Raw genomic sequence first — 25,776 nt, forward strand, 5'->3', positions numbered from 1 at the left:
GCGGCGCTCATGTCCGCCGCAGGTCGAGGGTCATCGGCAGTTCGGCGTCGGCGCGCGGCGCCTCCACGTTCAGCTTGCCGGGTGTGTGGCCGTGGCGGAAGAAGCGCGCCAGGCGCCGGCTCTCGGCTTCGTAGGCGTTCACCGGGAAGCTGTCGTAGCTGCGCCCGCCGGGGTGGCTGACGTGGTACTGGCAACCGCCGAGGGAGCGCTGCATCCAGGTGTCGACGATGTCGAAGACCAGCGGCGCCTGCACACCGATGGTCGGCTGCAGGCAGGACGCCGGCTGCCAGGCGCGGTAGCGCACCGCGGCGACATATTCGCCGACCTGGCCGGTGGGCCGCAGCGGCACCGGGCGGCCGTTGCAGGTGACCACGTAGCGGTCCGGGGCCATGCCGCTCAGCTTCAGCTGCACGCGCTCCAGGGACGAGTCCACGTAGCGCACGGCGCCGCCGGGGGCGCCCTCCTCGCCCAGCACGTGCCAGGGCTCCAGGGCCTGGCGCAGTTCCAGGTCGATGCCCTTCACCGCGTAGTCGCCGTATTTCGGGAAGCGGAATTCGAAGTGCGGGGCGAACCAGTCGCTGCGCAGCGGGTAGCCGAAGGCGTTGAGTTCGTGGACCACGTCGGCGAAGTCCTGCTCGACGAAGTGCGGCAGCAGGAAGCGGTCGTGCAGCTCGGTGCCCCAGCGCACCAGCTTCGACGGCGTGTAGGGCTCGGCCCAGAAGCGCGCCACCAGGGCCCGCAGCAGCAGTTGCTGGGCCAGGCTCATGCGCGCGTGGGGCGGCATTTCGAAGGCGCGCAGTTCCAGCAGGCCGAGGCGGCCGCTGGCGCTGTCCGGCGAGTACAGCTTGTCGATGCAGAATTCGGCGCGGTGGGTGTTGCCGCTGACGTCCACCAGCAGGTTGCGCAGCAGGCGGTCGACCAGCCAGGGCGGGCAGTCGGCGCCCGGCTCGGGCATCTGCGCGAAGGCGATCTCCAGTTCGTAGAGCGCGTCGTTGCGCGCCTCGTCCACCCGCGGCGCCTGGGAGGTCGGGCCGATGAACAGGCCGGAGAACAGGTAGGACAGCGAGGGGTGGTTGTGCCAGTAGCTGATCAGGCTGCGCAGCAGGTCCGGGCGGCGCAGGAAGGGCGAGTCCGCCGGGGTGGCGCCGCCGAGGACGAAGTGGTTGCCGCCGCCGGTTCCGACGTGGCGGCCGTCGACCATGAACTTCTCGCTGGACAGCCGCGACTGGCGCGCCGCCTCGTAGAGGAATTCGGTGCGCTCGACCAGTTCGTCCCAGTTCGCCGAGGGGTGGATGTTCACTTCGATCACGCCCGGGTCGGGGGTGACGCGGAAGTTGCTCAGGCGCGGGTCGGCCGGCGGCTCGTAGCCTTCCAGCAGCACCGGGCAGCCCAGTTCGCCGGCGGTGGCCTCGATGGCGGCGACCAGCTCCAGGTAGGCCTCCAGCTCCGCCAGCGGCGGCATGAACAGGTACAGCCGGCCTTCGCGCGGCTCGGCGCACAGCGCGGTGCGGGTGATCCAGCCGGCGGACTGGTGCAGCAGCGGCTGGCGCGTGGCGTCCGGGCCGCCGGGCATGCGCTCGCGTACCTGTTGCAGTTGCGCGGCGCGGCGCAGCGGTGGGCGCGGCTGGCTGGGGTCGGCCGGGTTGACGTAGGGGTAGTCGGCCTCGCTGGCCCAGGGCTGCGAGTCCAGCGGCAGGCGGTAGCCCAGCGCCGAGTCGCCGGGGACCAGCCGGCAGTGCTCGCCACGGAGGAACCAGCGGCTGCTTTCCCAGGCGTCGCCGGCGGCGCTGCGCGCCAGCGGCAGCACATGGCCGACCTCCTCGCCCAGGCCGCGCTCGAACACCCGGCACAGGCGTTCGCGCTCCAGCGGGTCGGCCAGGCGCGGGTCTTCCGGGGTGACGTTGCTGGGTAGCCGGCGCTCGCGCCAGAGGTAGTAGAACCAGTCTTCGTAGGCGGCGAACAGGGTGTCGCCGACCAGGCCCAGGCGCCCGGCGAGGCGGCGCAGGAAGCGTGCGGCCAGGGCGGCGTCGGCGCCGTAGCTGCGGCCCTCCTCGGCGTAGAGCATGGGGTTGTTCCACAGCGGCTCGCCGTCGCGCCGCCAGTAGCAGTTGAGCGACCAGCGCGGCAGTTGCTCGCCCGGATACCACTTGCCCTGGCCGAAGTGCACCAGGCCCTTGGGCGCGTAGTGGCGGCGCAGGCGGTGGAACAGCTCGGCGGCCAGGCGGCGCTTGTTCGGGCCCAGGGCGGCGGTGTTCCACTCGGGGTCGTCGGGGTAGTCGATGGCGATGAAGGTCGGCTCGCCGCCCATGGTCAGGCGCACGTCCTGTTCGGCGAGGTCGGCGTCGATGCGCGAACCCAGCTCGCGGATCGCCTGCCACTGTTCCTCGCTGTAGGGCTTGGTCACCCGCGGCGCTTCCCAGACGCGCTCCACGCGCATCTGGTGGCTGAACTGCACCTCGCATTCCTCCAGCGCGCCGGTGATCGGCGCCGCCGAGGACGGCTCGGGGCTGCAGGCCAGGGGGATGTGGCCCTCGCCGGCGAACAGCCCGGAGGTCGGGTCCAGCCCCACCCAGCCGGCGCCGGGCAGGTAGACCTCGGCCCAGGCATGCAGGTCGGTGAAGTCCACTTCGGTGCCGCTGGGGCCGTCCAGGGCCTTCTGGTCGGCGCTGAGCTGGATCAGGTAGCCGGAGACGAAGCGCGCCGCCAGGCCCAGGTGGCGCGCCAGCTGCACCAGCAGCCAGGCCGAGTCGCGGCAGGAGCCGGAGGCCAGCTCCAGGGTCTGCTCGGGCGTCTGCACGCCGGGCTCCATGCGGATGAGGTAGCGCACGTCGCCGGCCAGGCGCTGGTTCAGCGCGACCAGGAAGTCCACGGTGGGGCTGGCGTCGCGCGGCACCGCGGCGAGGTATTCGGCGAACCGCAGGCTGGCCGGCTGGCGCGCGAGGTAGGGCGCCAGCTCGCGCTGCTCGTCGGCGCCGTAGGCGAAGGGAAACTGCTCGGCGTAGGGCTCGAGGAAGAAGTCGAAGGGGTTGAACACCGCCATCTCGGCGACCAGATCCACCTCCACCCGCAGTTCCTCGGTCTTCTCCGGGAACACCAGGCGCGCCAGGTAGTTGCCCTGCGGGTCCTGCTGCCAGTTGATGAAGTGCTTGCCCGGGGCGACCTTCAGCGAATAGCCGAGGATGCGCGTGCGGCTGTGCGGCGCCGGGCGCAGGCGCACCAGTTGCGGGCCGAGGTTCACGGCGCGGTCGTAGCGGTAGTGGGTGACGTGCTGCAAGGCGACATGGATCGACACAGCGGGCCTCCTGCGGGCCTGGGTGACACAGCTTCCGCGCAAGTCCCGTGCCAGCCGCCAGGGGCCGTGGAACGGGCTGCGCACGGGCGCCGGGCACCATCGCGGGGCCAGGGGGCGCATGCCGGGCATGGGGGCGCACGGAAATGGGGCGCCGGTGGGAATAGCCTAGACGGTGGGGTGTGACAGGGGGAGAAGGTTTGTGGTGGTTGGGTGGTCTTTCGTTGGGGCGAGGTTGCTCGCTAAGGGAGGGTGGCTGGGGTTTTGGTGTTGGGTTCTAGAGCGCCCTCTCCCCAGCCCTCTCCCTGAAGGGAGAGGGGGCTTGTCCGTGCCGAGAAAGGATTTGGTGTTAGCCGGGTAATCGGTACAAGCCGGCTAACGCCGAAACATCAGCACGCTCCGAACGGTCCCCTCTCCCTTCAGGGAGAGGGTTAGGGAGAGGGAACGGAGTCCCCCCACGCACCGAAGTCGAAGGAAAACTCCAACCTCAACTACACCCCCCCGCCAACCCCGCAATCCACCGCTCCAGCACCTCCAACCCCTCCTTGTGCACCAACGCCCGCCCCAGCTCCGGCATCATCTCCCCGGGCTTGTCGCTTCCCACTCGGTAGGTCAGCACCGACAGCTCCGGATGCCCCGGATGGATATCCTCGCGACGCCCGCCAGTACCATTGCCCGCCGCCACCGGCTGCTTGCAGAACCCGTAGTTCACGCCCAACTCGGCACTGGCATCGATATACAGCCCCGAGGTGCGCGCCGCCCCCTTCGGGTTATGGCAATGACCGCAGTTGGCGTCCAGATAGCTGCGCGCCTGCTTCTCCAGGCTCTCGCCTGCCCGCGGGTGGCCCCACAGGGCGTTCTGCGGCACCTGCGCCAGCGCCGGCAACCCCTGCAGGAAGCCGCGCGCCTGCCAGTGGCGCAACTGGTTGTCGCTGCCGTCTGCGTAGGCGAAGTCCTTGTTCAGGTGGCGGGCCTTGGGGCCCAGCGGGGCAATGCCGGCGCCCTTGGTCTCGGCGTGGCATTCGGAGCACTGGTTGGCGTCCGGCACCATGTAGGTAAAGGCCACCTTCTGCCCGGCCGCATCCTGCAGCTCCAGGGCCTGGCTGTCGCCGGCCAGTTCCAGGTGCGCTTCCTTCTGCTCGGCGTCCCACACGTAGGGCAGCGCCGTCCAGCCGTCCTTCTGCTTCACCAGCACGCGGGTCTCGACCAGGCGCACCCTGGCCAGGTCCAGGCCCTGCCGCGGGTCGCGGTCGTCCTGCGCGTTCTCCAGCAGTTGGCCCTTGCCGTCGGTGGGGTAGTAGAAGGTCTTGGTCAGCACCGTGCCCAGCGGATAGTCGAAGTGGTCCTCGGCGTACTTCGCCGCCTGCCCTTCAGGCATCCACACCGTGCGCAGCTTGTGCGCGTAGTCGGTGAACAGCAGCGTGTTGAGGTCGTAGGGCAGCACCTCGGGCGCAGGCGCGAGGTGGCCGTCGCCCAGGCGCAGCATGCCCCAGCCGCTCAAGGTCTGCGGGTAGTCGTCGCCCTCGGGCTGGTAGCGCGGCTTCGCCTGCTGCCCGCACCCGGCCAGCGCCACGGCCAGGGCGAGCGACAACCAGGCGCAGGCGGCTCGCGTCATGCCTTGCCTCCCTTCTCGCCCAGGCCGGCCTGTTCGATCTTCGGCAGCGGCTTGAGCTTGCAACGGTGGCCGCTCATGTCGGTGCTGATGTTCTTGTAGCCGTTGGGGCCGTCGACGTTGACGATGCCGGCCTCGCCGTTGTCGATGCAGATGGCCAGCTCCTCCGGCAGCTTGCCGTCGACCAGTTTCTTCTGGTTCACGTAGCCGTCCCAGAGGATGTCCGGCAGGCGTCCGTTGAGGCCGAACTTGGCGATCTTCAGCGCCTTCAGCTCCAGGTGGTCGGGGCTGTCGCCGCCGGGCCCGAAGGTGTTGCCGTGGATGTAGATGCCCTCGGGGTAGGGATCGAAGTTCGGCTGCGTCGCCTTGTCCGAGTAGTTGGTGCTGTAGTAGCTGCTGATGATGACGTTGGCGGTCTTGTGGTCGCCGATCCTGTTGTCGAAGATTTCCACGTCGTCGTTGGAGTTGACCACCACCCCGGAACCGGCCGGGACGCTGGCCACCGGCGTGCCCTTGTGGCCGAAGTTGTCGTGGTTGTTGCCCTGCACTTCGTTGTTGTAGACGCGGGAGCCACGCCCCGGCTGCTGCAGGTTGGGCATGTTGAAGACGAGGATGCCGCCGGTGTTGCCGGTGGCGACGTTGTCGTACACGTCGGCGCCGATGGTGTTCTCGATCTCGATGCCGGCGACGTTGCGCTCGGCGCGGTTGTTGCGCACCACCACGTTGCGCGACTGGCCGACGTAGATGCCCGCGTCCGAGGCGCCGATGGCCACGTTGCCCTCCAGCAGCACGTTCTCGGTCTGCACCGGGTACAGGCCGTAGGCGCCGTTCTCGGTGGCCGGGCCGTTGGTCCATTCGGTGCGCACGTTGCGGATCACGATGTTCTTGCCGCCCAGCACCTTGAGGGCGTCGCCCTTGCTGTCCTCGATGGCCAGGTTCTCGATGGTGAAGTCCGAGGCGTCCACCAGCAGGCCTTCGGCGCCGGCCTTCTGGTTCTTGAAGCTGAGGATGGTCTTGTCCATGCCGTCGCCGCGGAGGGTCACGCCATCGACCTTGAGGCTGAGGCCGCGGTCGAGGTGGTAGGTGCCGGCGGGGATCGCGATGACCTCACCGGGCTTGGCCTTGATCAGCCGGGCCTGCAGGTCTTTCTGGAAGTCCGCGCTGACCGCGGCGGTGGGTTTGTCCTGCTCGCCGCAGGCGGCCAGGAGCACGGCGAGGCTGAGAAGGGACAGGGCGGCGCGACGCATGGCGGGGTCTCCGGTCTTGTTTTTATGATTTTGGAACTATAGTACCAAGATTTTTCCGTGGATAGCCCGGACGCGGCTTCCTTCCTGTAGGAGCGAGCTTGCTCGCGAACCGTGCCTCCCGGGGCTTTGGGGATTGGGCTGTAGAGCGCCCTCTCCCTGAAGGGAGAGGGGACCGTTCGGTGCGCGTTGGTATTCCTGAGTCAACTGGCTAGCGCAGAGATTGCCAGCTGAAACCAGGCCATTTCTCGGCACGGACAAGCCCCCTCTCCCTTCAGGGAGAGGGCTGGGGAGAGGGTGCGGAGGTCGGTCTGATGCCGGCGTATCCGGGAAACTCTGTTCGCGAGCAAGCTCGCTCCTACAAAAGCAGCCCCGGAAACGAAAACGGGGCCTCACGGCCCCGTCATCGGTCATACAGCTCAGCGCGGTATATTCGGCTGGCGCTTGGTGGTGCGCTTCTTGCCCTTGGCGTAGCCCGCGGCCTTGCCCTCCTCGCCCTTGTTCCACGGGCGCGAGCCGTCGCTGGCGCGCGGCGGCAGGCCGGTGTGCTGGGTCAGCAGCGGCTTGCCGGCCTTCTTGCTGCCCACCGGGGTGGAGTTCTTGCGCCGGGCGCTCTGGTAGCTGCCGTCGGCGTCGGGCTGGTGGGTGGGGATCAGCTGGTGCTTGCCGTTGCCGATCAGGTCGGCGCGGCCCATGTCCTTGAGCGCCTCGCGCAGCATCGGCCAGTTGTTCGGGTCGTGCCAGCGCAGGAAGGCCTTGTGCAGGCGGCGATGGCGCTCGCCCTTGACGATGGTCACCGCGTCGCTCTTGTAGGTGACCTTGCGCAGCGGGTTCTTGCCCGAGTGGTACATGGCCGTGGCGGTGGCCATCGGCGAAGGATAGAAGGCCTGCACCTGGTCGGCGCGGAAGCCGTTGCGCTTGAGCCACAGGGCGAGGTTCATCATGTCCTCGTCGGTGGTGCCCGGGTGCGCGGCGATGAAGTACGGGATCAGGTACTGCTCCTTGCCCGCCTCCTTGGAGAACTTCTCGAACATCTGCTTGAAGCGGTCGTAGCTGCCGATGCCCGGCTTCATCATCTTCGACAGCGGGCCCTGCTCGGTGTGCTCCGGGGCGATCTTCAGATAGCCGCCGACGTGGTGCGTCACCAGCTCGCGGACGTACTCCGGCGACTCCACCGCCAGGTCGTAGCGCAGGCCCGAGGCGATGAGGATCTTCTTCACCCCCGGCAGGTCGCGGGCGCGGCGGTACAGCTGGATCAGCGAGGAATGGTCGGTGTTGAGGTTCTCGCAGATGCCCGGGAACACGCACGACGGCTTGCGGCAGTGCTTCTCGATCTCCGGGTCCTTGCAGGCGATGCGGTACATGTTGGCGGTCGGCCCGCCGAGGTCGGAGATCACCCCGGTGAAGCCCGGCACCTTGTCGCGGATCTCCTCGATCTCGCGGATGATCGAGTCTTCCGAGCGGTTCTGGATGATCCGCCCTTCGTGCTCGGTGATCGAGCAGAAGGTGCAGCCGCCGAAGCAGCCACGCATGATGTTCACCGAGAAGCGGATCATCTCGTAGGCCGGGATCTTCTCGCCGCCGTAGGCCGGGTGCGGCACGCGGGCGTAGGGCAGGCCGAAGACGTAGTCCATCTCCTCGGTGCTCAGCGGGATGGGCGGCGGGTTGAACCACACGTCGGTCTCGCCGTGGCGCTGGACCATGGCCCGGGCGTTGCCGGGGTTGGTCTCCAGGTGCAGCACGCGGTTGGCGTGGGCGTAGAGCACCGGGTCGTTCTTCACCTTCTCGAAGGACGGCAGGCGGATGACGGTGCGCTCGCGGGTCAGCTTCGGGTTGGGCAGCAGTTGCACCACCTTGGCTTCGTTGGGGTCTTCCTGCGGGCCCTTGTCCTGCTCGATGGCGCAGGCGGCGGTGTCCTGGGTGTTGACGTAGGGGTTGATGATCTTGTCGATCCTGCCCGGGCGGTCGATGCGCGTGGAGTCCAGCTCGAACCAGCCCTCGGGGGTGTCGCGACGGACGAAGGCGGTGCCGCGCACGTCGGTGATCGACTCGATCGGCTCGCCGGCGGACAGGCGCTGGGCCACCTCGACCACGGCGCGCTCGGCGTTGCCGAACAGCAGGAGGTCGGCCTTGGCGTCCATCAGGATCGAGTGGCGGACCTTGTCCTGCCAGTAGTCGTAGTGGGCGATGCGGCGCAGCGAGGCCTCGATGCCGCCGAGCACGATCGGCACGCCCTTGTAGGCCTCGCGGCAGCGCTGGCTGTAGACCATGCTGGCGCGGTCCGGACGCTTGCCGGCGTTACCGCCGGGGGTGTAGGCGTCGTCGGAGCGGATCTTCCGGTCGGCGGTGTAGCGGTTGATCATCGAGTCCATGTTGCCGGCGGCCACGCCGAAGAACAGGTTCGGCTTGCCCAGCTTCATGAAGTCGTCCTTCGACTGCCAGTCCGGCTGGGCGATGATGCCCACGCGGAAGCCCTGGGCTTCCAGCAGGCGGCCGATGATGGCCATGCCGAAGGACGGATGGTCGACGTAGGCATCGCCGGTGACGATGATGATGTCGCAGGAATCCCAGCCCAGTTGATCCATCTCTTCCCGGCTCATCGGCAGGAACGGCGCCGGGCCGAAACACTCGGCCCAGAACTTGGGATAGTCGAACAGCGGCTTGGCGGCTTGCATCACGGGCACCGGGGGCATCTCTAGGAATAGGGTCGCGAAATCGCGGGCGCGGAATATAGCACAAAAAGTGAACAATTCCGACCGGGATGCTGGGGTTTTTCCCGGCGCCGGGCGACCGCCGGACGGGGACGATTGGCGGCGCCGCCGCAGTGGCAACTGGCTATACTCGCTCCACCGTCTCAACAGGCTTGGCCACAGCGGCCGGGAACAGGGAGTGTCAACCGTGCGTCATCTGTGGTGTCTGTTGTTCCTCCTGCTCGGTTGCGCCAGCGCCGTGGCCCAGCCCCTGGTGCTCGACGAACGGGCCAGCGGGCGCTGGTTGAACGACGGCCTGATGCTGCTGGAAGACCCGGGCGCGCGCCTGGACCTGCAACAGGCACGCGAGCAGGACGCCGCCTTCGTGCCCGCCAAGGGCCGTACCAGCGTCGGCCAGAGCCCCAACCCCTGGTGGCTGCGCCTGGACCTGGAACGCCGGACTACCCCGCCCGGCGGCTGGTGGCTGGAGGTGGACGCGGTGAACCTGCTCGACCTGCGCCTGTACCTGCCCGACGGCCAGGGCGGCTACCGCGAGCTGCGTTCGGGCGAGGCGGTGCCCTTCGCCGAAGGCCGCGACCGCAGCTACCGCCGCCCGGTGTTCCACCTGCCCGCCGGCGAAGGCCCGCTGCGCCTGTACCTGCGCAGCCTGGACCCGGCCGGCAACTCCTTCCCGCTGCGCATCTGGTCGCAGGACGACCTGCAGGACCACCGCGCCGAGACCAACCTGTTCCTCGGCGGCGTCTACGGGCTGATCGCCGCGCTGCTGCTGTACAACCTGTTCATCCTGGTCAGCCTGCGCGACCGCGCCTACTTCTGGTACGTGCTCACCACCGGCTTCGCCCTGCTGTTCAGCATGGGCATGACCGGCCATGCCTTCGAACTGCTCTGGCCCGGCGACGCAGTGCCCTGGTGGCTGAACCGCATCACCCTGCCCTCGCTGTGGGGCCTGTGCGTCACCCGCTTCACCCAGACGCTGCTGCAGACCCGCCGCAACGTGCCCTGGGCGCACCACATGCTGACGCTGAACTGCCTGCTGTACGTCGCCTCGGTGCTGCTCAACGTCTTCGTCGGCCGCTCCGAGGCCGGCTGGGTGCTGGCCACCACCACCTTCATCGGCATCCCGGCGGCGCTCGGCGCGGCCATCACCCGCTCGCTGCAGGGCTCGCTGCCGGCGCGCCTGTACCTGGTGGGCTTCGGCCTGGTGCTGTCCAGCGTGAGCATTTCGGTGATGCGCGCCCTGGGCGTGGTGCAGCCCTCGCCCACCACCGCCTACCTGTTCCCGGTGTCGGTGGCCATGGAGTCCATCCTGTTCTCCTTCGCCCTGACCTCGCGCATCCAGGAGCTCAAGCGCGAGAAGGCCCAGGCCCTGGAGCAGGCCAACCGCGAGAAGAGCGCGCGCATGACCCTGCTGCAGAGCGCGCAGAACGACCTGGCGCAGGCCGTGGCGGCGCGCACCGCCGAGCTGACGCAGAGCAACCGCCTGCTGCTCGAACGCGAGGCCCAGCTGCGCCATGCCGCGCACAACGACCCGCTCACCGGGCTGCCCAACCGCCGCTACCTGGTGGAGCACGCCGAGCAGGCGCTGCAGCAAGCCCAGCAGAACGGCGAGAGCCTGGCGCTGATGCTGATCGACCTCGACCACTTCAAGCCGATCAACGACACCCACGGCCACGACGCCGGCGACTTCATGCTCCAGCACGTCGGCCACCGCCTGCGCCAGTGCGTGCGTTCCAGCGACTGCGTGGCGCGCCTGGGCGGCGACGAATTCGCCGCGCTGGTGTCCGGCCCCGACGCCGAAGGCCACGCCCGGGAGATCGCGGTGCGCCTGCTCAGCGAACTGTCGCGGCCGGTGCACTTCGACCGTCTGGAGCTGAGCATCACCCCGAGCATCGGCGTGGCCATCTACCCGCGCCACGCACTGCAGTTCGCCAAGCTGTACAAGGCCGCCGACCAGGCGCTGTACCAGGTCAAGGGCAGCGGCCGGGCCAGCTACGCGCTGGCCGGGGAGGACGCTGGCAATGGCGACTTCTGGCTGGAGACGCTGAAGACTTCGGACCGGTTGGTCTAAGGCAGCAGCCCACGATGAGCAGAGAAGTGATGCACACCGAAACCCTGAAAGCCAAGGCCCGGGCATTGCGGGCCAACCTGCAGCAGCACCTGGCGCGCGACCCGGCCGCAGGGCAATTGCTGCGTGAACTCGACGATCTGCTCGGCCGTGCCGAGGCCGGCAGCCTGGATGCGCCGGTGCAGTGGCGCGACATTCCCGGGCGCTATCTGTTCACCGAGCAGGGCCTGCAGCAATACCGCGAACTGGAACAGGCCTACGCCGAGTTCTGCATCGAGGCCACCGGCGGCGAGTCGCCGGCGCTGCGCAAGTTGCGCGAGCGCATGGGCGGCTGAAACTAACGGTAGCGCCGCGGCACCCGCGCGGTGACCTTGGTCAGCAGCTCGTAGCCGATGGTGCCGGCGTGGGCGGCCACTTCGTCCACCGGCAGCTGCGCGCCCCAGAGTTCCACCGGGGCGCCGACGGTGGCTTCGGGCAGGTCGGTGAGGTCCACCGCCAGCATGTCCATGGAGACCCGGCCGGCCAGCGGCGCGCGCTGGCCGGCGACCAACACTGGCGTGCCGCTGGGCGCGTGGCGTGGGTAGCCGTCGGCGTAGCCACAACTGACGGTGCCGATGCGCGACGGCCGTTCGGCCACCCAGGTGGCGCCGTAGCCGACGCTCTCGCCCACCGCCACTTCGCGAATGGACATCACCTGCGCGTGCAGGCTCATGGCCGGGCGCAGGCCCATCTCGGCCGCGCCCAAGTCGGCGAAGGGCGAGGCGCCGTAGAGCATGATGCCGGGGCGGATCCAGTCCATGTGCGCCGCCGGGATGCTCAGCACGGCGGCGGAGTTGGCCAGCGAGCGCTGGTCGAAGTCCAGGTCGAGCAGGCCGAGGAAGCATTCCAGCTGGTCCTCGGTGAGCGTATGGCCGCGCTCGTCGGCGCAGGCGAAGTGGCTCATCAGGTTCAGCTCGGCGACCTGCGGGGCGCCGCGCAGACTCGGGAAGACCGCGCGCAGGGCCTCGGCGGAGAAGCCCAGGCGATGCATGCCCGAATCCAGCTTGAGCCAGACATTGAGCGGCTGCGGCAGGTTGCTGGCCAACAGCGTCGCCAGTTGCTCCGGGCCCTGCACGGCGATGTCCAGGCGCAGCTGCGAGGCCACCAGGAACTCGCTCGGCTCGAAGCAGCCCTCCAGCAGCAGGATGCGCGCGGTGCCGTGCAGCGCGCGGACCTCGGCGGCCTCTTCCAGGCAGGCCACGGCGAAGCCATCGGCCTCGTCACGCAGCGCGGTCACCACCTCGCGCACGCCATGCCCGTAGGCGTTGGCCTTGACCACGGCGAACGCCTCGCGGCCCGGCGCGCAGCGCTTGGCCAGGGCGTAGTTGTGCTGGATGGCGGAGAGGTCGATATGGGCGATAAGGGGGCGCATGGGGGTCCAGGCTGAAGGCTGAAGGCTGAAGGCTGAAGGCTGAAGGCTGAAGGCTGAAGGCTGAAGGCTGAAGGCTGAAGGCTGAAGGCTGAAGGCAAACAGCATAACCCCCGGCCACTGCGCATCAAGCTCTTACGTACAGCCTCCAGCCTTACTCGTCTTTATTCGTCTTCGAAGTTGTACATGCCCGGGGCGAGGTTCTCGAAGCGGGTGAAGCGGCCGAGGAAGGCCAGGCGCACGGTGCCGATGGGGCCGTTACGCTGCTTGCCGATGATGATTTCGGCCACGCCCTTGAACTCGGTTTCCGGGTGGTACACCTCGTCGCGGTAGACGAACATGATCACGTCGGCGTCCTGCTCGATCGCCCCGGATTCGCGAAGGTCGGAGTTCACCGGGCGCTTGTTCGGGCGCTGTTCCAGGGAGCGGTTGAGCTGCGACAGCGCCACCACCGGGCAGTTGAATTCCTTGGCCAGGGCCTTGAGCGAGCGGGAGATCTCGGAGATCTCGTTGGTGCGGTTGTCGCCGGAGGAACCGGGGATCTGCATCAGCTGCAGGTAGTCCACCATGATCAGGGCGATCTCGCCGTGCTCGCGGGCCAGGCGCCGGGTGCGCGCGCGCATTTCCGAGGGCGAGATGCCGGCGGTGTCGTCGATGAACAGCTTGCGCTCGTTGAGCAGGTTGACCGCCGAGGTCAGGCGCGGCCAGTCGTCGTCTTCCAGCTTGCCCGAACGCACCTTGGTCTGGTCGATGCGGCCCAGGGACGAGAGCATACGCATCACGATCGAGTCCGAGGGCATCTCCAGGGAGTACACCAGCACCACCTTGTCGGTGCGCAGCACGGCGTTCTCCACCAGGTTCATGGCGAAGGTGGTCTTGCCCATGGACGGACGGCCGGCGACGATGATCAGGTCGGCCGGCTGCAGGCCGCTGGTCTTCTCGTCGAGGTCGGTGAAGCCGGTGGAGATGCCGGTGAAGGCGTCGTTGGTGTTGAACAGGTGGTCGATCCGGTCGATCGTCTTCACCAGGATGTCGCCGATGCCCACCGGGCCGCCGGTCTTCGGCCGCGCCTCGGCGATCTCGAAGATGCGCCGCTCGGCCTCGTCGAGCACCTCGTTGGCGCTGCGGCCCTCGGGGTTGAAAGCGCTGTCGGCGATGTCGCTGCTGATGCCGATCAGTTGGCGCAGGGTGGCGCGCTCGCGGATGATCTGCGCGTAGGCCTTGATGTTCGCCACCGAGGGGGTGTTCTTCGCCAGCTCGGCCAGGTAGGCCAGGCCGCCGACCTGCGACAGCTGGCCTTCGCGCTCCAGCAGCTCGGAGAGGGTCACCACGTCGATCGGCTGGTTGCCTTCGGCGAGCTTGTACACCGCGCGGAAGATCAGGCGGTGGTCATGGCGGTAGAAGTCGCCGTCGGACACCGCGTCCGACACGCGCTCCCAGGCGTTGTTGTCGAGCATCAGACCACCCAGCACCGCCTGTTCGGCTTCGATCGAATGCGGCGGCACCTTGAGGGTGGCCGTTTGCAGGTCGTATTGCTCGGGGACGGTGATGTCGTTCATGGGCTCGGCGCAGGAAACTCGGATGGATGCAGAAAAACAAAGGGCACGGACCGCTAGGCGGTACCGTGCCCGATGTTAGCGAACTGCCGCGTCCACGCAAGGTGTCCACGGCGTCGCAGCGACGGATCGCTTACTCGGCGACGACGACCACGTGCAGGGTCGCTTCGACGTCGGTGTGCAGCTGCACTTCGATGTCGTATTCGCCGACGGTGCGCAGGGCACCGTTGGGCAGGCGCACTTCGGCCTTTTCCAGCGGGTAGCCGGCAGCGGAGACCGCTTCGGCGATGTCGCGGGTGCCGATCGAACCGAACAGCTTGCCTTCGTCGCCGGCGTGGGCGCCGATGGTGACGATCAGTTCGGCCAGTTGGGCGGCGCGAGCTTCGGCGTCAGCCTTCTTCGCGGCGGCAGCCTTTTCCAGCTCGGCGCGGCGCTCTTCGAAAGCAGCGACGTTGGCCGGGGTGGCAGCGGTGGCCTTGCCCTGCGGCAGCAGGTAGTTACGGGCGTAGCCGCCCTTGACGTTCAGTTTGTCGCCCAGGTTGCCCAGTTTGGCGATCTTTTCCAGCAGGATGACTTCCATTTGAGTCTTACCTCTTAACTTTTAACCTTCACCGTTCGTGGAGCCCTGGCGACGTACCAGGCGACCACGAAAATCAAACAGACTATCGACGACAGCAACCAGACAGATCACATTCCCCAGCATCAGCGCCAGGCCGTACAACAGCACCAGCCAGAACCCCGGCAGGCGTTTCAGCGCGACCAGCCCATGGCCGAGCGCGAGCCCGGCGAACAGCAGCGGCACGGCGCACAACGGCGCCACCACGGCGAACTGCGGGCCCAGCAGCGGCACCACCAGCACGCCCAGCAGCAGCGCGATGGCCACCGCCGGCGCCAGGCGCAGCGCGCGGAACTCGCGGCCGAACCCTTGCGGGTTGTACAGCGCCGCTTGCCAGTAGCGCGCCAGCATCAGGCACAGCAGGCTGATGACCTGCAGCGAGGCGGCCAGCAGGCCGGTAACGGCCGGCACCAGCCCCGCTTGCAGCTCGGCCTGCTGGTCCGCCGAAAGCTTCGCTTCCGACAGCACCTGCGGCAGCACCTTGCCAAACGCCTCCGCCAGACCTTGAACCAGCCCGGCGGATACCGTGCTCAACAGCAGCACGTAGAACACGCCCAACACCACACTGGCCAGCATGACCCGATTCCAGGACATGCTGGAGCGCAACACCTGCGCCAGGACCGCCGAACCCAGCATCACCAGGGTGACCGTAGGGTCGCCCAGGTACCACCAGGTCAGGGCCGGGAGCAGCGCCCAGGCCAGGATGCCAATGGCATCGCCGGTTCCTCGGCGCAGCAGCACCAGGCTGCCGGCGGCGGCACCGAGCCAGAAGAACGGCTGCAGTACCGCGGCTGCGACGACCACCAGGGTCGCCTGCATGCGGCCTCGCATGACGAATTCAGCCAATGCGCGCATGCGATCTATCCATCAAGGCTACGTCGACTGCCCGATCAACGGCCGTGGCTGTCGGTGTAGGGAAGCAGGGCCAGGTAGCGAGCGCGCTTGATGGCGGTCGACAGCTGACGCTGGTACTTGGCCTTGGTGCCGGTGATGCGGCTCGGAACGATCTTGCCGGTTTCGGAAACGTAGGCCTTCAGGGTGTTGAGATCTTTGTAATCGATCTCCTTGACGCCTTCAGCGGTGAAACGGCAGAACTTACGACGACGGAAGAAACGTGCCATGTTATCGGCTCCTCAATACTGTCCGGGATTACTCGTCGGCGCTGTCGCGGCTGTCTTCGCCGTCAGCGGACTCGTTTTCGTTGGAGTCAGGACGCTCACGGCGCTCGCGGCGCTCGTTGCGGCTCTCTTCGGCCTTCAGCATTTCGGACTGGCCGGTAACGGCTTCGTCGCGACGGATCACCAGGTTACGGATGACGGCGTCGTTGTAGCGGAAGTTGTCTTCCAGTTCGGCCAGGGCCTTGGCGCTGCACTCGACGTTCAGCAGAACGTAGTGAGCCTTGTGCACGTTGTTGATGGCGTAAGCCAGCTGACGACGGCCCCAGTCTTCCAGGCGGTGAACCTTGCCGCCGTCTTCTTCGATGACCTTGGTGTAACGCTCGACCATGCCACCGACTTGTTCGCTCTGGTCCGGGTGAACCAGGAACACGATTTCGTAATGACGCATAAATGCTCCTTACGGGTTGCAGCCTGCCGACGATGCGGTCAGGCAAGGAGTGAATGTCTTTTTGACTTGCCGGCGGGTGGACGCGTGAGCGCCTGCCCGGACGGCAAGGGGCGACATTCTAGAGAAGGGGGGAAGGCGGCGCAAGGCAATTGATGAATATTTGAGCAATTGCTGGCGGGGGGCGGCAGAGGCTCTTCGCAGGATGGGTCGGGCTTGCGAAACCCATGCGGCCATGGCGATGGGTATCGCTTCGCTCAACCCATCCTACGACGGCATTTCTCCTATGGCTCCAACTGTCCTGCAGACCGCGCTGGGGGCTCTTCGCAGGAGCGAGCCTGCTCGCGAACCGGGCGGGCACGGTGCCGGATTTGGTTCGCGAGCAAGCTCGCTCCTACGGGGTTCTTAGGCCTGTTTCGCCTGGCGCTGGCGAACGATCTCGAACAGGCACACGCCGGTGGCCACCGACACGTTCAGGCTGCTGACGCTGCCGCCCATGGGCAGCTTGGCCAGGTAGTCGCAGTGCTCGCGGGTCAGGCGGCGCATGCCCTTGCCTTCGGCGCCCATGACCAGCACGGTGGGCCCGGTGAGGTCCAGTTCGTAGAGGGTCTGGGTCGCCTCGCCAGCCGTGCCGACCACCCACAGGCCGCGCTGCTGGAGCTTTTCCAGGGTGCGCGCGAGGTTGGTCACGGCCACCAGCGGGATCACCTCGGCGGCGCCGCAGGCGACCTTGCGCACGGTGGCGTTGAGGGTCGCCGACTTGTCCTTCGGCACTATCACCGCCAGCGCGCCGGCGGCATCGGCGGTGCGCAGGCAGGCGCCGAGGTTGTGCGGGTCGGTGACGCCGTCCAGGGCCAGCAGCAAGGCCGGCCCCGGGGTGCGCTCGAGCAGTTCCTCGAGCATGTTCTCGCCCCACACCTGGCTCGGGCTGACCTCGGCGACCACGCCCTGATGCACGCCCTCGGCCCACTCGTCGAGTTCCTTGCGCTCACGGGTGCCCACCGGCACCCGCGTCTGCCCGGCCAGCTCCACCAGCGCCTGGACCCGCGGGTCGTGCCGTCCCTCGGCCAGCCACAGCTGCTTGACGCGCTTGGGGTGGTGGCGCAGCAGCGCCTCCACGGCGTGCACGCCGTAGACTCTTTCCCACTGGCTCATGGCTTGGCCTTAGGCTTGCCTGCCGCGGCGCCCTCCGCCTTGGGCTTGGACGGGCCCTTGCGGTGCTTGCTCGGCTTGGCGGCCTTGGCTTTCTGCTTCGACGGCTTGCGCGGCTTCTCCGCAGCGGCCTTGGCGTTCTTCGCCGGCTTGCCCTGGGCCTTGGCCGGCGGCCGCTTGCCGCCCACCTTGGCTTCGTCGAGCAGCGCCTGCTTCAGCGCGCGGCTTCTGTTCACATCGGTGTTGCCGAGCATCTCGTCGGCCTTGGCGAGCATCTCCGGCGCCACCGAGGGCAACGCCTGGACCACACCGACCTTGCGCTTGCGCGGCGGCGCCACGGGCAGCGGCGGCTCCGGCACTTCCAGCTCCAACTCGCGCGGCTGGCCCTTGGCCCTGGCCGGCTTGGCAGCCGCCTTGGCAGGCTTGCCGGGCTTGGCCGTCTCGGCCTTGTCGCCGCGCTTCTTGCGGCCGATGGGCGCGCTGAGCGCGTTTTCGGCCAGCTCGAAGTCGATCTTGCGCTCGTCCAGGTCGACCCGCGCCACCACCACCTGGGTGATGTCGCCGAGGCGGAAGCTGCGCCCGGTGCGCTCGCCGGCCAGGCGGTGGTGCACGGCGTCGAAGTGGTAGTAGTCGCCGGGCAGCGCGGTGACGTGCACCAGGCCCTCGACATAGATGTCGGTCAGCTCGACGAAGATGCCGAAGCCGGTGACCGCGGTGATCACGCCGTCGAAGGTCTCGCCGACGCGGTCGCGCATGTATTCGCACTTCAGCCAGTTGGTGACGTCGCGGGTGGCCTCGTCGGCGCGCCGCTCGGTCATCGAGCATTGCTCGCCGAGCTGCTCCAGGCGCGGCTCGTCATAGGGGTAGATGCGCGCCTTGGCCATCGCGGCGGCGCCGGCGCGCTGCACCAGGTCGGTTTCGCGCTTGGAGCGGATCACGCTGCGGATGGCGCGGTGCACCAGCAGGTCCGGGTAGCGGCGGATCGGCGAGGTGAAGTGGGTGTAGGCCTCGTAGTTCAGGCCGAAGTGGCCGTGGTTCTCCGGGCTGTACACCGCCTGGCTCAGCGAGCGCAGCATCACCGTCTGGATCAGCTGGAAGTCCGGGCGGCCCTGGATGGATTCGAGCAGCGCCTGGTAGTCGCCGGGGGTCGGCTCGCCCTTGCCGCGGTAAAGGGCCAGGCCCAGTTCGCCGAGGAACTGCCGCAGGTTGTTCAGCTTCTCCTGCGGCGGGCCGTCGTGGACGCGGTACAGCGCGGGGATTTCCAGCTTCTCGAGGAACCTGGCGGTGGCCACGTTGGCCGCCAGCATGCATTCCTCGATCAGCTTGTGCGCGTCGTTGCGCTGGGTCGGGCGAATCTCCGAGATCTTGCGGTCGGCGCCGAAGACGATGCGCGTCTCCTGGGTCTCGAAGTCGATGGCGCCACGCACGTGGCGCGCCGCCAGCAGCACCTTGTACAGGTCATACAGGGTGTTCAGGTGCGGCACCACGCCCGGCAGTTGCTCGGCCAGGCGCTTGGCTTCGGGGCTGTCGGGGGTCTCCAGGTACTGGCTGACCTTGGTGTAGGTGAGCCGCGCGTGGGAGTAGATGACCGCCTCGTAGAACTGGTAGCCGGTCATCTTGCCGGCCCTGGACAGGTTCATCTCGCAGACCATGGCCAGGCGGTCGACCAGCGGGTTCAGCGAGCACAGGCCGTTGGAGAGGATTTCCGGCAGCATGGGGATGACGCGCTCGGGGAAGTACACCGAGTTGCCGCGCTTGGCCGCCTCCTCGTCCAGCGCCGAGCCCACCTTCACGTAGTGGGAGACGTCGGCGATGGCGACGTACAGCTTCCAGCCGCCGCCCTTGCGCTTCTCGGCGTAGACGGCGTCGTCGAAGTCGCGGGCGTCCTCGCCGTCGATGGTCACGAACGGCAGGGCGCGCAGGTCGACGCGCTTCTCCTTGTCCTTGTCCGCCACCTCGGGCTTGAGCTTGGCCGCTTCCTTCTCAACGCCTTCGGGCCAGACGTGGGGGATGTCGTAGCTGCGCAGGGCGACTTCGATCTCCATGCCCGGCGCCATGTAGTCGCCGAGCACTTCCACCACTTCGCCCTGGGCCTGGCGGTGCACGCTGGGCCACTGGTCGATGCGCACCTGGACGAACTGGTTGTGCCTGGCCGCGCCGTGCTTGCCCGGCGGGATCAGCACTTCCTGCTGGATCTTCGGGTTGTCGGCGACCACGGTGCCGATGCCGCTCTCTTCGAAGTAGCGGCCGACCAGGGTCTCATGGGCGCGTTCGATGACTTCGACGATGGCGCCTTCGCGGCGGCCGCGGCGGTCGAAGCCGGAGACGCGCGCCAGGGCGCGGTCGCCATCGAACACCAGGCGCATCTGCGTCGGGCTGAGGAACAGGTCGTCGCTGCCGTCGTCGGGAATCAGGAAGCCGAAGCCGTCGCGGTGGCCGGCGATGCGGCCGCGGATCAGGTCCAGCTTGTCCACCGGGGCGTAGGCGCCGCGGCGGGTATAGATGAGCTGGCCGTCACGCTCCATGGCGCGCAGGCGACGGCGCAGGGCTTCTTCCTGCTCCTCGCCGGACAGGCCGAGCTCTTCCAGTAGTTGCGCGCGGGTCGCCGGCGCGCCGCGTTCGGCGAGGTGCGCCAGGATCAGTTCGCGGCTGGGGATGGGGTTTTCGTATTTTTCCGCTTCGCGGGCGGCCTCGGGATCGAGGTTTTGCCAATCGGCCATCAGGGTGAGATCACCTTATCGTCTATATAAATGTAAGCGTCATGTGCTTATTGAAGCGCGAAATCCGCTCGTCGGTCAGCTTCGACCAAGAATAAATTTTTTATCGCATCAGGGGTTTACAAGCCAAAGCCTGCTCCGTATAGTTCGCGCCCACAGCGTCACTGCGACGTTGTAACACGGAAACGATGAGCAATCATCGCATCCAGTGCCCAGGTGGCGGAATTGGTAGACGCACTAGGTTCAGGTCCTAGCGGTGGCAACACCGTGGAAGTTCGAGTCTTCTCCTGGGCACCACTTATTTCACGATAGAGCCCCTGGCTGTATCGCGGCGGTTCGGAACCCTGATAACCGGACATTGAGACGCCGAAGCGACCGAAAGGTTGCATTACCGCAAGACGATGAGCGATCATCGCACCCCATGCTGAAAAGCATGCCCAGGTGGCGGAATTGGTAGACGCACTAGGTTCAGGTCCTAGCGGTGGCAACACCGTGGAAGTTCGAGTCTTCTCCTGGGCACCATCTTCAAGCGAAAAAGCCGAGCACTGCTCGGCTTTTTCGTTTCCGTCGTTCGCAGGAGCGGGCCGGACGAAACGCCCGGCCCTTCTCCCCTCATGCCTTGAACTGCCCCAGGCTGGCGCGCAGCTGCGCCGCCAGGCCGTCCAGCACGCGCCCGCTGCTGGCGGTGGCGGCGACGGCTTCCGCGGCGCGTCCCGCCTCGGCATGGATCACCTCGACGCGCCCGCGCACCGCGACCGCACCGGCGGCCTGCTGCTCGGCGGCATGGGCCGCCGACTCGATGGCGCCATGCACTTCCTCCACGGCCCGCTGCACTTCACGCTGCAGGCGCTCGCTGTCGTGTAGCGCGGCCAACCCCTGCACTGCCTGCTCGCGGGCCTGGCCGATGGCTTCCACCGCCTCGCGCGCGCCACGCTGCAAGGCATCGATATGCGTTTGTATGTCGCCAGTGGACTGCTGCGTCTTGCTCGCCAGCGCCCGCACCTCGTCGGCCACCACGGCGAAACCGCGGCCGCTCTCGCCGGCGCGGGCCGCCTCGATGGCGGCATTGAGCGCCAGCAGGTTGGTCTGTTCGGCGATGCCGTGGATCACCGAGAGCACCACTTCGATCTGCTCGCTCTGCTGCGCCAGCTTCTCGATCACCCCGGCGCCGCTCTGCACGCGGGACTCCAGGGTTTCGATGAGGCCGCCGACGCGCCGGGCGATGGCCGCGTTGTCGTCAGCCGCCTTGCGGATGGACGCCACGCGCTCCAGCGCCTCCTGCATGGCCTGGCTTTCCAGCTGGGCTTCGGCGGCCATGCCGGCGAGCGCCTCCAGGCTGCCGGCCACTTCGTTGCGCTGACGGTCGGCGGCCGCCTCGGCGCTGGCGCTGCGCGAGGCCAGGGCGGCGATCTCGCTGCCGGTGCGCTGCGCCACCTGCCCCGCCTCGCGGACGATGGGCTGCAGCTTGTCGACGAAGCGGTTCACCGCGGTCGCCATCTCGCCCACTTCATCATTGCTGTCCAGGCGCACGCGGCGGGTCAGGTCGCCCTCCCCGGCCGCCAGGTCGTCGAGTGCATCGATCAACAAACGCAGGCGGTTCACTACCCGCCGCCCAAGCACCAAAGCCAGCACCAGCAGTACGCCCAGGCCGACCAGCAGCAGCCCCAGGCCGATATGCCAACGCAGGCTACCGGCGGAAGCCTCCACCGCGCCCTGCGCGCCCTGGCTCATCTCGGCGGCCGCCTGCTGCGCCGCCTGCAGACGGGCGCTCAGCGCCTTGTTGCTGTCGGCGGCGGCGCCGGCCAGGCTGTCGGCCACCAGTTGGTCGCCACTGGCGATCAGGGCGGAGAAGCGCTTGTCCAGGGCCTGCACCTGCTTCTCCACTTCGGCCGTGGAAATACCCAGGCGCACGGTACCGATCACCACGCCGTTGGGGCTGATGGGCACGCTGGAGAGGATCACCGAGTCGTCGTGGGCGGCCGCTTCCAGTACCTTGTCCAGGGCGCGCTCAGCCTGGCCCTTGGCGAGCAGCGCCTGGATGCGCGGGTCCTCGCGGTTGAGGTAGCGCGTCAGGTGCTGCCCCTGGGCATCGTCGTAGACCACGAAGAGCACGTTGGGGTTGGCCTGGGCGCGCCGGGCGTACTCGGAGAGCGTCGGTACGTCGTTGTCCCACATGGCCTTGGGCGCCACCGCGGCAAGCAGTTGGGCAAGCTGGTCGGCGGACTGCCGCAGGCTCTGTTCGAGGCTCTGGCGGGTTTCGCCGCGCTCCTCCTCCAGCCGCGCCGACAAGGCGGCGCCGAGGCGTTCGCGGGTCCGCGCGGACAGCTCGGTGAGCCCTGAACTGAGCTCGCCACCGGCGCGCTCCAGCTCGTCGGCCAGGCGCTGCGACTGGCCGCCCAGGCGTTCGCCCAGGTCGGCCACCAGTTGGTCCACGGTACTGCGGGTGAGCCACAGGGCGATCAGCAACTGCACCAGCAGCGCCAGGCCCAGGGCGATGAACACGGGGCGCAGCAGGCGGCTGCGCAACAGCGAAAGGACGGCGGACACGGAGTGCCTCCTCGGGTAACGGAATACTGGCGCGGGATGCGCCGATGCCATTTGCCAGCAAGGGGCGTGCCGTTGGGGTGGCCATTGGCCGACTGATTGGGAGAGATTACTTTTTGTAGGAGCGAGGGGGACGCCTGGTTCTTGCTCGCGAACGGAATTTCCCGGCAGTTGCAGTGCGGCTGGCACGGTTCGCGAGCAAGCTCGCTCCTACAATTTCAGCCCCCCCCCCCCGGAGGGTATAACGCCAACGGTTCCCGGGAAGCACGGCCGTAGGAGCGGACTCCGTCCGCGATAACCGGACATACCGGCGCGAATCGCGGATAAGATCCGCTCCTACGCAACCCCACCCACGCCATTCCCCTGTAGGAGCGCGCCCTGCGCGCGAATCGCGGGCAGGGCCCGCTCCTACGAAGAGCCCCAGCCCCAAACGAAAAAGCCGCTTCCCCATCAGGAGAAGCGGCTTTTCACACCCTTCGCAGCGACTAGCGCCGCGACGGATCAGCCGAACGGATGGCGCAGGACGATGGTCTCGTTGCGGTCCGGGCCGGTGGAGATGATGTCGATGGGCGCACCGACCAGCTCCTCGATGCGCTTGATGTAGGCGCGGGCGTTGGCCGGCAGGGCTTCCAGGGTCTTGGCGCCGACGGTGGATTCGCTCCAGCCCGGCAGGTCTTCGTACACCGGCTGCAGGCCGATGTAGCTATCGGCGTCGGTCGGCGCGTCGGTCAGCAGTTCGCCGGCGGCGTTCTTGTAGCCGGTGCAGATGCGCACGGTCTGCAGGCCGTCGAGGACGTCCAGCTTGGTCAGGCACAGCCCGGACAGGCTGTTGATCTCGATAGCGCGACGCAGGATCACGGCGTCGAACCAGCCGCAGCGACGGGCACGGCCGGTGGTGGCACCGAACTCGTGGCCTTTCTTCGCCAGGTAGGCGCCCACTTCGTCGAACAGCTCGGTCGGGAACGGGCCGGAACCGACGCGGGTGGTGTAGGCCTTGGTGATGCCGAGGATGTAGTCCAGGAACAGCGGGCCGAAACCGGAGCCGGTGGCGGTGCCGCCAGCAGTGGTGTTGGAGCTGGTGACGAACGGGTAGGTGCCGTGGTCGATGTCCAGCAGCGAGCCCTGGGCGCCTTCGAACATGATGTTCTGGCTGGCGCGACGCAGGTCGTGCAGGGTGCTGGTGACGTCGGCCAGCAGCGGCTTGAGCTGCTCGGCGTAGCCCATGCACTCGTCGAGGGTCTTCTGGAAGTCGACCGCCGGCTCCTTGTAGTAGTTCTGCAGGACGAAGTTGTGGTAGTCCAGCAGCTCGCCCAGCTTGGCGGCGAAGCGCTCGCGGTGGAACAGGTCGGCCACGCGCAGGCCGCGGCGGGCGACCTTGTCTTCGTAGGCCGGGCCGATGCCACGGCCGGTGGTGCCGATCTTGGCGTCGCCGCGGGCCTTCTCGCGCGCCTGGTCGAGGGCGACGTGGAAGGACAGGATCAGCGGGCAGGACGGGCTGATGCGCAGGCGCTCGCGCACCGGTACGCCCTTCTCCTCCAGCTTGGCGATCTCGCGCATCAGCGCGTCGGGCGCCAGCACCACGCCGTTGCCGATCAGGCACTGCACGCCTTCGCGCAGGATGCCCGACGGAATCAGGTGCAGCACGGTCTTCTCGCCGTCGATCACCAGGGTGTGGCCGGCGTTGTGGCCGCCCTGGTAACGAACCACGGCAGCAGCCTGGTCGGTGAGCAAGTCGACGATCTTGCCTTTGCCCTCATCACCCCATTGGGTGCCCAGGACTACGACATTCTTACCCATAACACTTGTCCCCATCGTGGATATTCGGTGCCGGCCTCGGCCGGCGGAAACTCGCGGTGCCCGTCGATCACGGGTCAGAAGGGCACCACCTGCCAATTGCCTTCGCGCAGCTGCAGTTGCGCATCGCAACCCGCCTCGCGCGCCGAAGCCGCATCCTGCCCGGGCAGCGCCTGAACCACGCGCCGCCCGTCGCGGCGCAGCTGCTGCACCGCCTGCCAGAGGCCGGCCCCTTCGGCCGGCGCCCAGATGCCTTGCACCGGCGCGTCCAGCTGCACCTGGCCCAGGGTCACCAGGGTCTTCAGGTCGGTGGAGAAGCCGGTGGCCGGCCGCGCACGGCCGAAGTCGGCGCCGATGTGGTCGTAGCGACCACCCTGGGCGATGGACTCGCCGACGCCGGGCACGAAGGCGGCGAACACCACCCCCGTGTGATAGTGGTAGCCGCGCAGCTCGCCGAGGTCGAAGTACAACGGCAGCTGCGGGAAGCGTTGCGCCAGGGAGTCGGCGATGACGACCAGATCCGCCAGGGCGGCCTTCACCACCGCCGGCGCATCGGCCAGCACTGCGGCGGCCTGCTCCAGCACCTCGCGGCTGCCGCACAGCTCGGCCAGGGCGCGAAGCATGCCGGCGAGCTCGGCCGGCAGGCCTTCGGTGAGCGCGGCAACTTCATCCACCGCCTTGCGCTGCAGGGCGTCGAACAGGGCCTGCTCGGCCTCGCCGGACAGGCCGGCGGCGCGGGCCAGGCCACGGTAGATGCCGACGTGGCCGAGGTCCATGTGCACGTCCGGCACCTCGGCCATGGCCAGCATGTCGAGCATCAGGCTGATGACTTCGACGTCGCTCGCCGGGCTGGCGTCGCCGTAGAGTTCGGCGCCCAGCTGGATCGGGCTGCGCGAGGTGGCCAGGGCGCGCGGGCGGGCATGCAGCACGCTGCCGGCGTAGCACAGGCGGTTAGGGCCCTCGCGGCGCAGGCTGTGGGCGTCCATGCGCGCCACTTGCGGCGTGATGTCCGCGCGGAAGCCCATGAGCCGGCCCGAGGCCGGGTCGGTGACCTTGAAGGTGCGCAGGTCCAGGTCCTGGCCGGCACCGGTCAGCAGGGACTCCAGGTATTCGATGTGCGGGGTGACGACGAACTCGTAACCCCAGCGCTGGAACAGGTCCAGCACCTGACGGCGGGCTGCTTCGACGCGCGCCGCCTCAGGTGGCAGCACTTCTTCGATCCCATCTGGCAGCAGCCAGCGGTCTACCGTTGCCATGTCGCCTCTCCCCTTTCAGCCGGGCGGCAATTCATCTAGTGAATCCAGTAAAGAAGGCCGGTGCCGAGCAGCATGCTGCCCAGCCCGATGAGCCGCAGGCGCCGGTCGTCGAGGCGACCGAGCCCGCTGACGGCCTCACGCCAGCCACGCGGATACAGGAAAGGGAGGATGCCCTCCAGCACCAGCAACAGACAGAACGCTTTGCCGAATTCCTGCCACATGGCTCTCTGTACATAAATCTCGCGGACG

At 68.0% G+C, this 25,776-nt stretch carries 18 protein-coding genes and 2 tRNA genes; 4 read left to right on the top strand and 16 right to left on the bottom strand.

Annotated elements, in window-relative coordinates:
- Window positions 1-7: 7 nt before the first annotated feature.
- The 4 genes from QSJ95_RS00965 to QSJ95_RS00980 all read right to left on the bottom strand — a co-directional run bounded on the left by QSJ95_RS00965 (window position 8) and on the right by QSJ95_RS00980 (window position 8,820).
- Complete coding sequence (locus QSJ95_RS00965) at window positions 8-3,292, bottom strand: transglutaminase family protein (RefSeq protein ID WP_285639215.1); 3,285 nt, start codon at window positions 3,290-3,292, stop codon at window positions 8-10.
- A gap of 484 nt (window positions 3,293-3,776) precedes the next feature.
- Entirely contained in the window at window positions 3,777-4,904 is a 1,128-nt protein-coding gene (locus QSJ95_RS00970; protein WP_285639217.1) for an SO2930 family diheme c-type cytochrome, read from the bottom strand.
- Window positions 4,901-6,148 (bottom strand): parallel beta-helix domain-containing protein, encoded by a 1,248-nt coding sequence (locus tag QSJ95_RS00975; protein ID WP_285639219.1) that lies wholly within the window; start codon window positions 6,146-6,148, stop codon window positions 4,901-4,903. Before QSJ95_RS00975 ends, QSJ95_RS00970 begins: the two co-directional genes overlap by 4 nt.
- Window positions 6,149-6,564: 416 nt before the next feature.
- Window positions 6,565-8,820: a YgiQ family radical SAM protein gene (locus QSJ95_RS00980; RefSeq protein WP_285639221.1), complete on the bottom strand. Its 2,256-nt coding sequence runs from the start codon at window positions 8,818-8,820 to the stop codon at window positions 6,565-6,567.
- Between the two features lie 223 nt (window positions 8,821-9,043).
- On the opposite strand from QSJ95_RS00980, the gene QSJ95_RS00985 reads away from it, so the two are divergent.
- On the top strand, window positions 9,044-10,924 hold the full coding sequence (locus QSJ95_RS00985; protein WP_285639223.1) for a GGDEF domain-containing protein: 1,881 nt from the start codon (window positions 9,044-9,046) through the stop codon (window positions 10,922-10,924).
- A 14-nt stretch (window positions 10,925-10,938) separates the two neighbouring features.
- Window positions 10,939-11,256 carry a hypothetical protein gene (locus QSJ95_RS00990; protein WP_236695212.1) on the top strand — a complete coding sequence of 106 codons (318 nt, stop codon included), beginning with the start codon at window positions 10,939-10,941 and terminating at the stop codon, window positions 11,254-11,256.
- A 2-nt stretch (window positions 11,257-11,258) separates the two neighbouring features.
- On the opposite strand, the gene alr is transcribed toward QSJ95_RS00990, so the two are convergent.
- The 8 genes from alr to rnr form a co-directional block, all read right to left on the bottom strand.
- Window positions 11,259-12,332, bottom strand: coding sequence for an alanine racemase (gene alr, locus QSJ95_RS00995; protein ID WP_285639229.1), 1,074 nt, complete (start codon window positions 12,330-12,332; stop codon window positions 11,259-11,261).
- Window positions 12,333-12,493: 161 nt separating this feature from the next.
- The gene (dnaB, locus tag QSJ95_RS01000; RefSeq protein WP_009613453.1) at window positions 12,494-13,888 is read right to left on the bottom strand and encodes a replicative DNA helicase; all 1,395 of its coding nucleotides are present in this window, start codon (window positions 13,886-13,888) and stop codon (window positions 12,494-12,496) included.
- A gap of 130 nt (window positions 13,889-14,018) precedes the next feature.
- Entirely contained in the window at window positions 14,019-14,465 is a 447-nt protein-coding gene (gene rplI / locus QSJ95_RS01005) for a 50S ribosomal protein L9 (RefSeq protein ID WP_009613455.1), read from the bottom strand.
- A 21-nt stretch (window positions 14,466-14,486) separates the two neighbouring features.
- On the bottom strand, window positions 14,487-15,356 hold the full coding sequence (locus QSJ95_RS01010; RefSeq protein ID WP_285639233.1) for a hypothetical protein: 870 nt from the start codon (window positions 15,354-15,356) through the stop codon (window positions 14,487-14,489).
- A gap of 35 nt (window positions 15,357-15,391) precedes the next feature.
- On the bottom strand, window positions 15,392-15,622 hold the full coding sequence (gene rpsR / locus QSJ95_RS01015; protein WP_009613459.1) for a 30S ribosomal protein S18: 231 nt from the start codon (window positions 15,620-15,622) through the stop codon (window positions 15,392-15,394).
- A gap of 28 nt (window positions 15,623-15,650) precedes the next feature.
- Window positions 15,651-16,067, bottom strand: coding sequence for a 30S ribosomal protein S6 (gene rpsF / locus QSJ95_RS01020; protein ID WP_009613460.1), 417 nt, complete (start codon window positions 16,065-16,067; stop codon window positions 15,651-15,653).
- A gap of 402 nt (window positions 16,068-16,469) precedes the next feature.
- A complete protein-coding gene (gene rlmB, locus QSJ95_RS01025) occupies window positions 16,470-17,219 on the bottom strand; it encodes a 23S rRNA (guanosine(2251)-2'-O)-methyltransferase RlmB (RefSeq protein ID WP_009613461.1) in 750 nt (249 codons plus the stop codon).
- Entirely contained in the window at window positions 17,216-19,936 is a 2,721-nt protein-coding gene (gene rnr, locus QSJ95_RS01030; RefSeq protein ID WP_285639239.1) for a ribonuclease R, read from the bottom strand. Before rnr ends, rlmB begins: the two co-directional genes overlap by 4 nt.
- Before the next feature lie 207 nt (window positions 19,937-20,143).
- Here rnr and QSJ95_RS01035 point away from each other — a divergent pair.
- Window positions 20,144-20,230, top strand: a tRNA-Leu gene (locus QSJ95_RS01035).
- Window positions 20,231-20,368: 138 nt separating this feature from the next.
- A tRNA-Leu gene (locus QSJ95_RS01040) sits at window positions 20,369-20,455 on the top strand.
- 90 nt (window positions 20,456-20,545) lie between these two features.
- On the opposite strand, the gene QSJ95_RS01045 is transcribed toward QSJ95_RS01040, so the two are convergent.
- The 4 genes from QSJ95_RS01045 to QSJ95_RS01060 all read right to left on the bottom strand — a co-directional run bounded on the left by QSJ95_RS01045 (window position 20,546) and on the right by QSJ95_RS01060 (window position 25,748).
- Entirely contained in the window at window positions 20,546-22,480 is a 1,935-nt protein-coding gene (locus tag QSJ95_RS01045) for a methyl-accepting chemotaxis protein (protein ID WP_285639241.1), read from the bottom strand.
- Window positions 22,481-22,978: 498 nt separating this feature from the next.
- Window positions 22,979-24,274, bottom strand: coding sequence for an adenylosuccinate synthase (locus QSJ95_RS01050; protein WP_009613464.1), 1,296 nt, complete (start codon window positions 24,272-24,274; stop codon window positions 22,979-22,981).
- A gap of 74 nt (window positions 24,275-24,348) precedes the next feature.
- Window positions 24,349-25,527 carry an ATP phosphoribosyltransferase regulatory subunit gene (locus QSJ95_RS01055; RefSeq protein WP_285639244.1) on the bottom strand — a complete coding sequence of 393 codons (1,179 nt, stop codon included), beginning with the start codon at window positions 25,525-25,527 and terminating at the stop codon, window positions 24,349-24,351.
- A gap of 35 nt (window positions 25,528-25,562) precedes the next feature.
- Window positions 25,563-25,748 (bottom strand): DUF2065 domain-containing protein, encoded by a 186-nt coding sequence (locus QSJ95_RS01060; protein ID WP_009613466.1) that lies wholly within the window; start codon window positions 25,746-25,748, stop codon window positions 25,563-25,565.
- Window positions 25,749-25,776 lie beyond the last annotated feature (28 nt).

It is taken from the genome of Pseudomonas sp. NBRC 100443 (assembly GCF_030268185.1).
GTDB classification, from domain to species: Bacteria; Pseudomonadota; Gammaproteobacteria; order Pseudomonadales; family Pseudomonadaceae; genus Pseudomonas; species Pseudomonas citronellolis.

What these genes read in the sequence shown, in the direction of transcription:
- QSJ95_RS00970 (WP_285639217.1), bottom strand. Translation starts at nt 4,904, where the DNA reads ATGACGCGAGCCGCCTGCGCCTGGTTGTCGCTCGCCCTGGCCGTGGCG.
- QSJ95_RS00975 (WP_285639219.1), bottom strand. Translation starts at nt 6,148, where the DNA reads ATGCGTCGCGCCGCCCTGTCCCTTCTCAGCCTCGCCGTGCTCCTGGCC.
- QSJ95_RS00980 (WP_285639221.1), bottom strand. Translation starts at nt 8,820, where the DNA reads ATGCAAGCCGCCAAGCCGCTGTTCGACTATCCCAAGTTCTGGGCCGAG.
- QSJ95_RS00990 (WP_236695212.1), top strand. Translation starts at nt 10,939, where the DNA reads ATGAGCAGAGAAGTGATGCACACCGAAACCCTGAAAGCCAAGGCCCGG.
- alr (WP_285639229.1), bottom strand. Translation starts at nt 12,332, where the DNA reads ATGCGCCCCCTTATCGCCCATATCGACCTCTCCGCCATCCAGCACAAC.
- dnaB (WP_009613453.1), bottom strand. Translation starts at nt 13,888, where the DNA reads ATGAACGACATCACCGTCCCCGAGCAATACGACCTGCAAACGGCCACC.
- rplI (WP_009613455.1), bottom strand. Translation starts at nt 14,465, where the DNA reads ATGGAAGTCATCCTGCTGGAAAAGATCGCCAAACTGGGCAACCTGGGC.
- QSJ95_RS01010 (WP_285639233.1), bottom strand. Translation starts at nt 15,356, where the DNA reads ATGCGCGCATTGGCTGAATTCGTCATGCGAGGCCGCATGCAGGCGACC.
- rpsR (WP_009613459.1), bottom strand. Translation starts at nt 15,622, where the DNA reads ATGGCACGTTTCTTCCGTCGTCGTAAGTTCTGCCGTTTCACCGCTGAA.
- rpsF (WP_009613460.1), bottom strand. Translation starts at nt 16,067, where the DNA reads ATGCGTCATTACGAAATCGTGTTCCTGGTTCACCCGGACCAGAGCGAA.
- rlmB (WP_009613461.1), bottom strand. Translation starts at nt 17,219, where the DNA reads ATGAGCCAGTGGGAAAGAGTCTACGGCGTGCACGCCGTGGAGGCGCTG.
- rnr (WP_285639239.1), bottom strand. Translation starts at nt 19,936, where the DNA reads ATGGCCGATTGGCAAAACCTCGATCCCGAGGCCGCCCGCGAAGCGGAA.
- QSJ95_RS01050 (WP_009613464.1), bottom strand. Translation starts at nt 24,274, where the DNA reads ATGGGTAAGAATGTCGTAGTCCTGGGCACCCAATGGGGTGATGAGGGC.
- QSJ95_RS01055 (WP_285639244.1), bottom strand. Translation starts at nt 25,527, where the DNA reads ATGGCAACGGTAGACCGCTGGCTGCTGCCAGATGGGATCGAAGAAGTG.
- QSJ95_RS01060 (WP_009613466.1), bottom strand. Translation starts at nt 25,748, where the DNA reads ATGTGGCAGGAATTCGGCAAAGCGTTCTGTCTGTTGCTGGTGCTGGAG.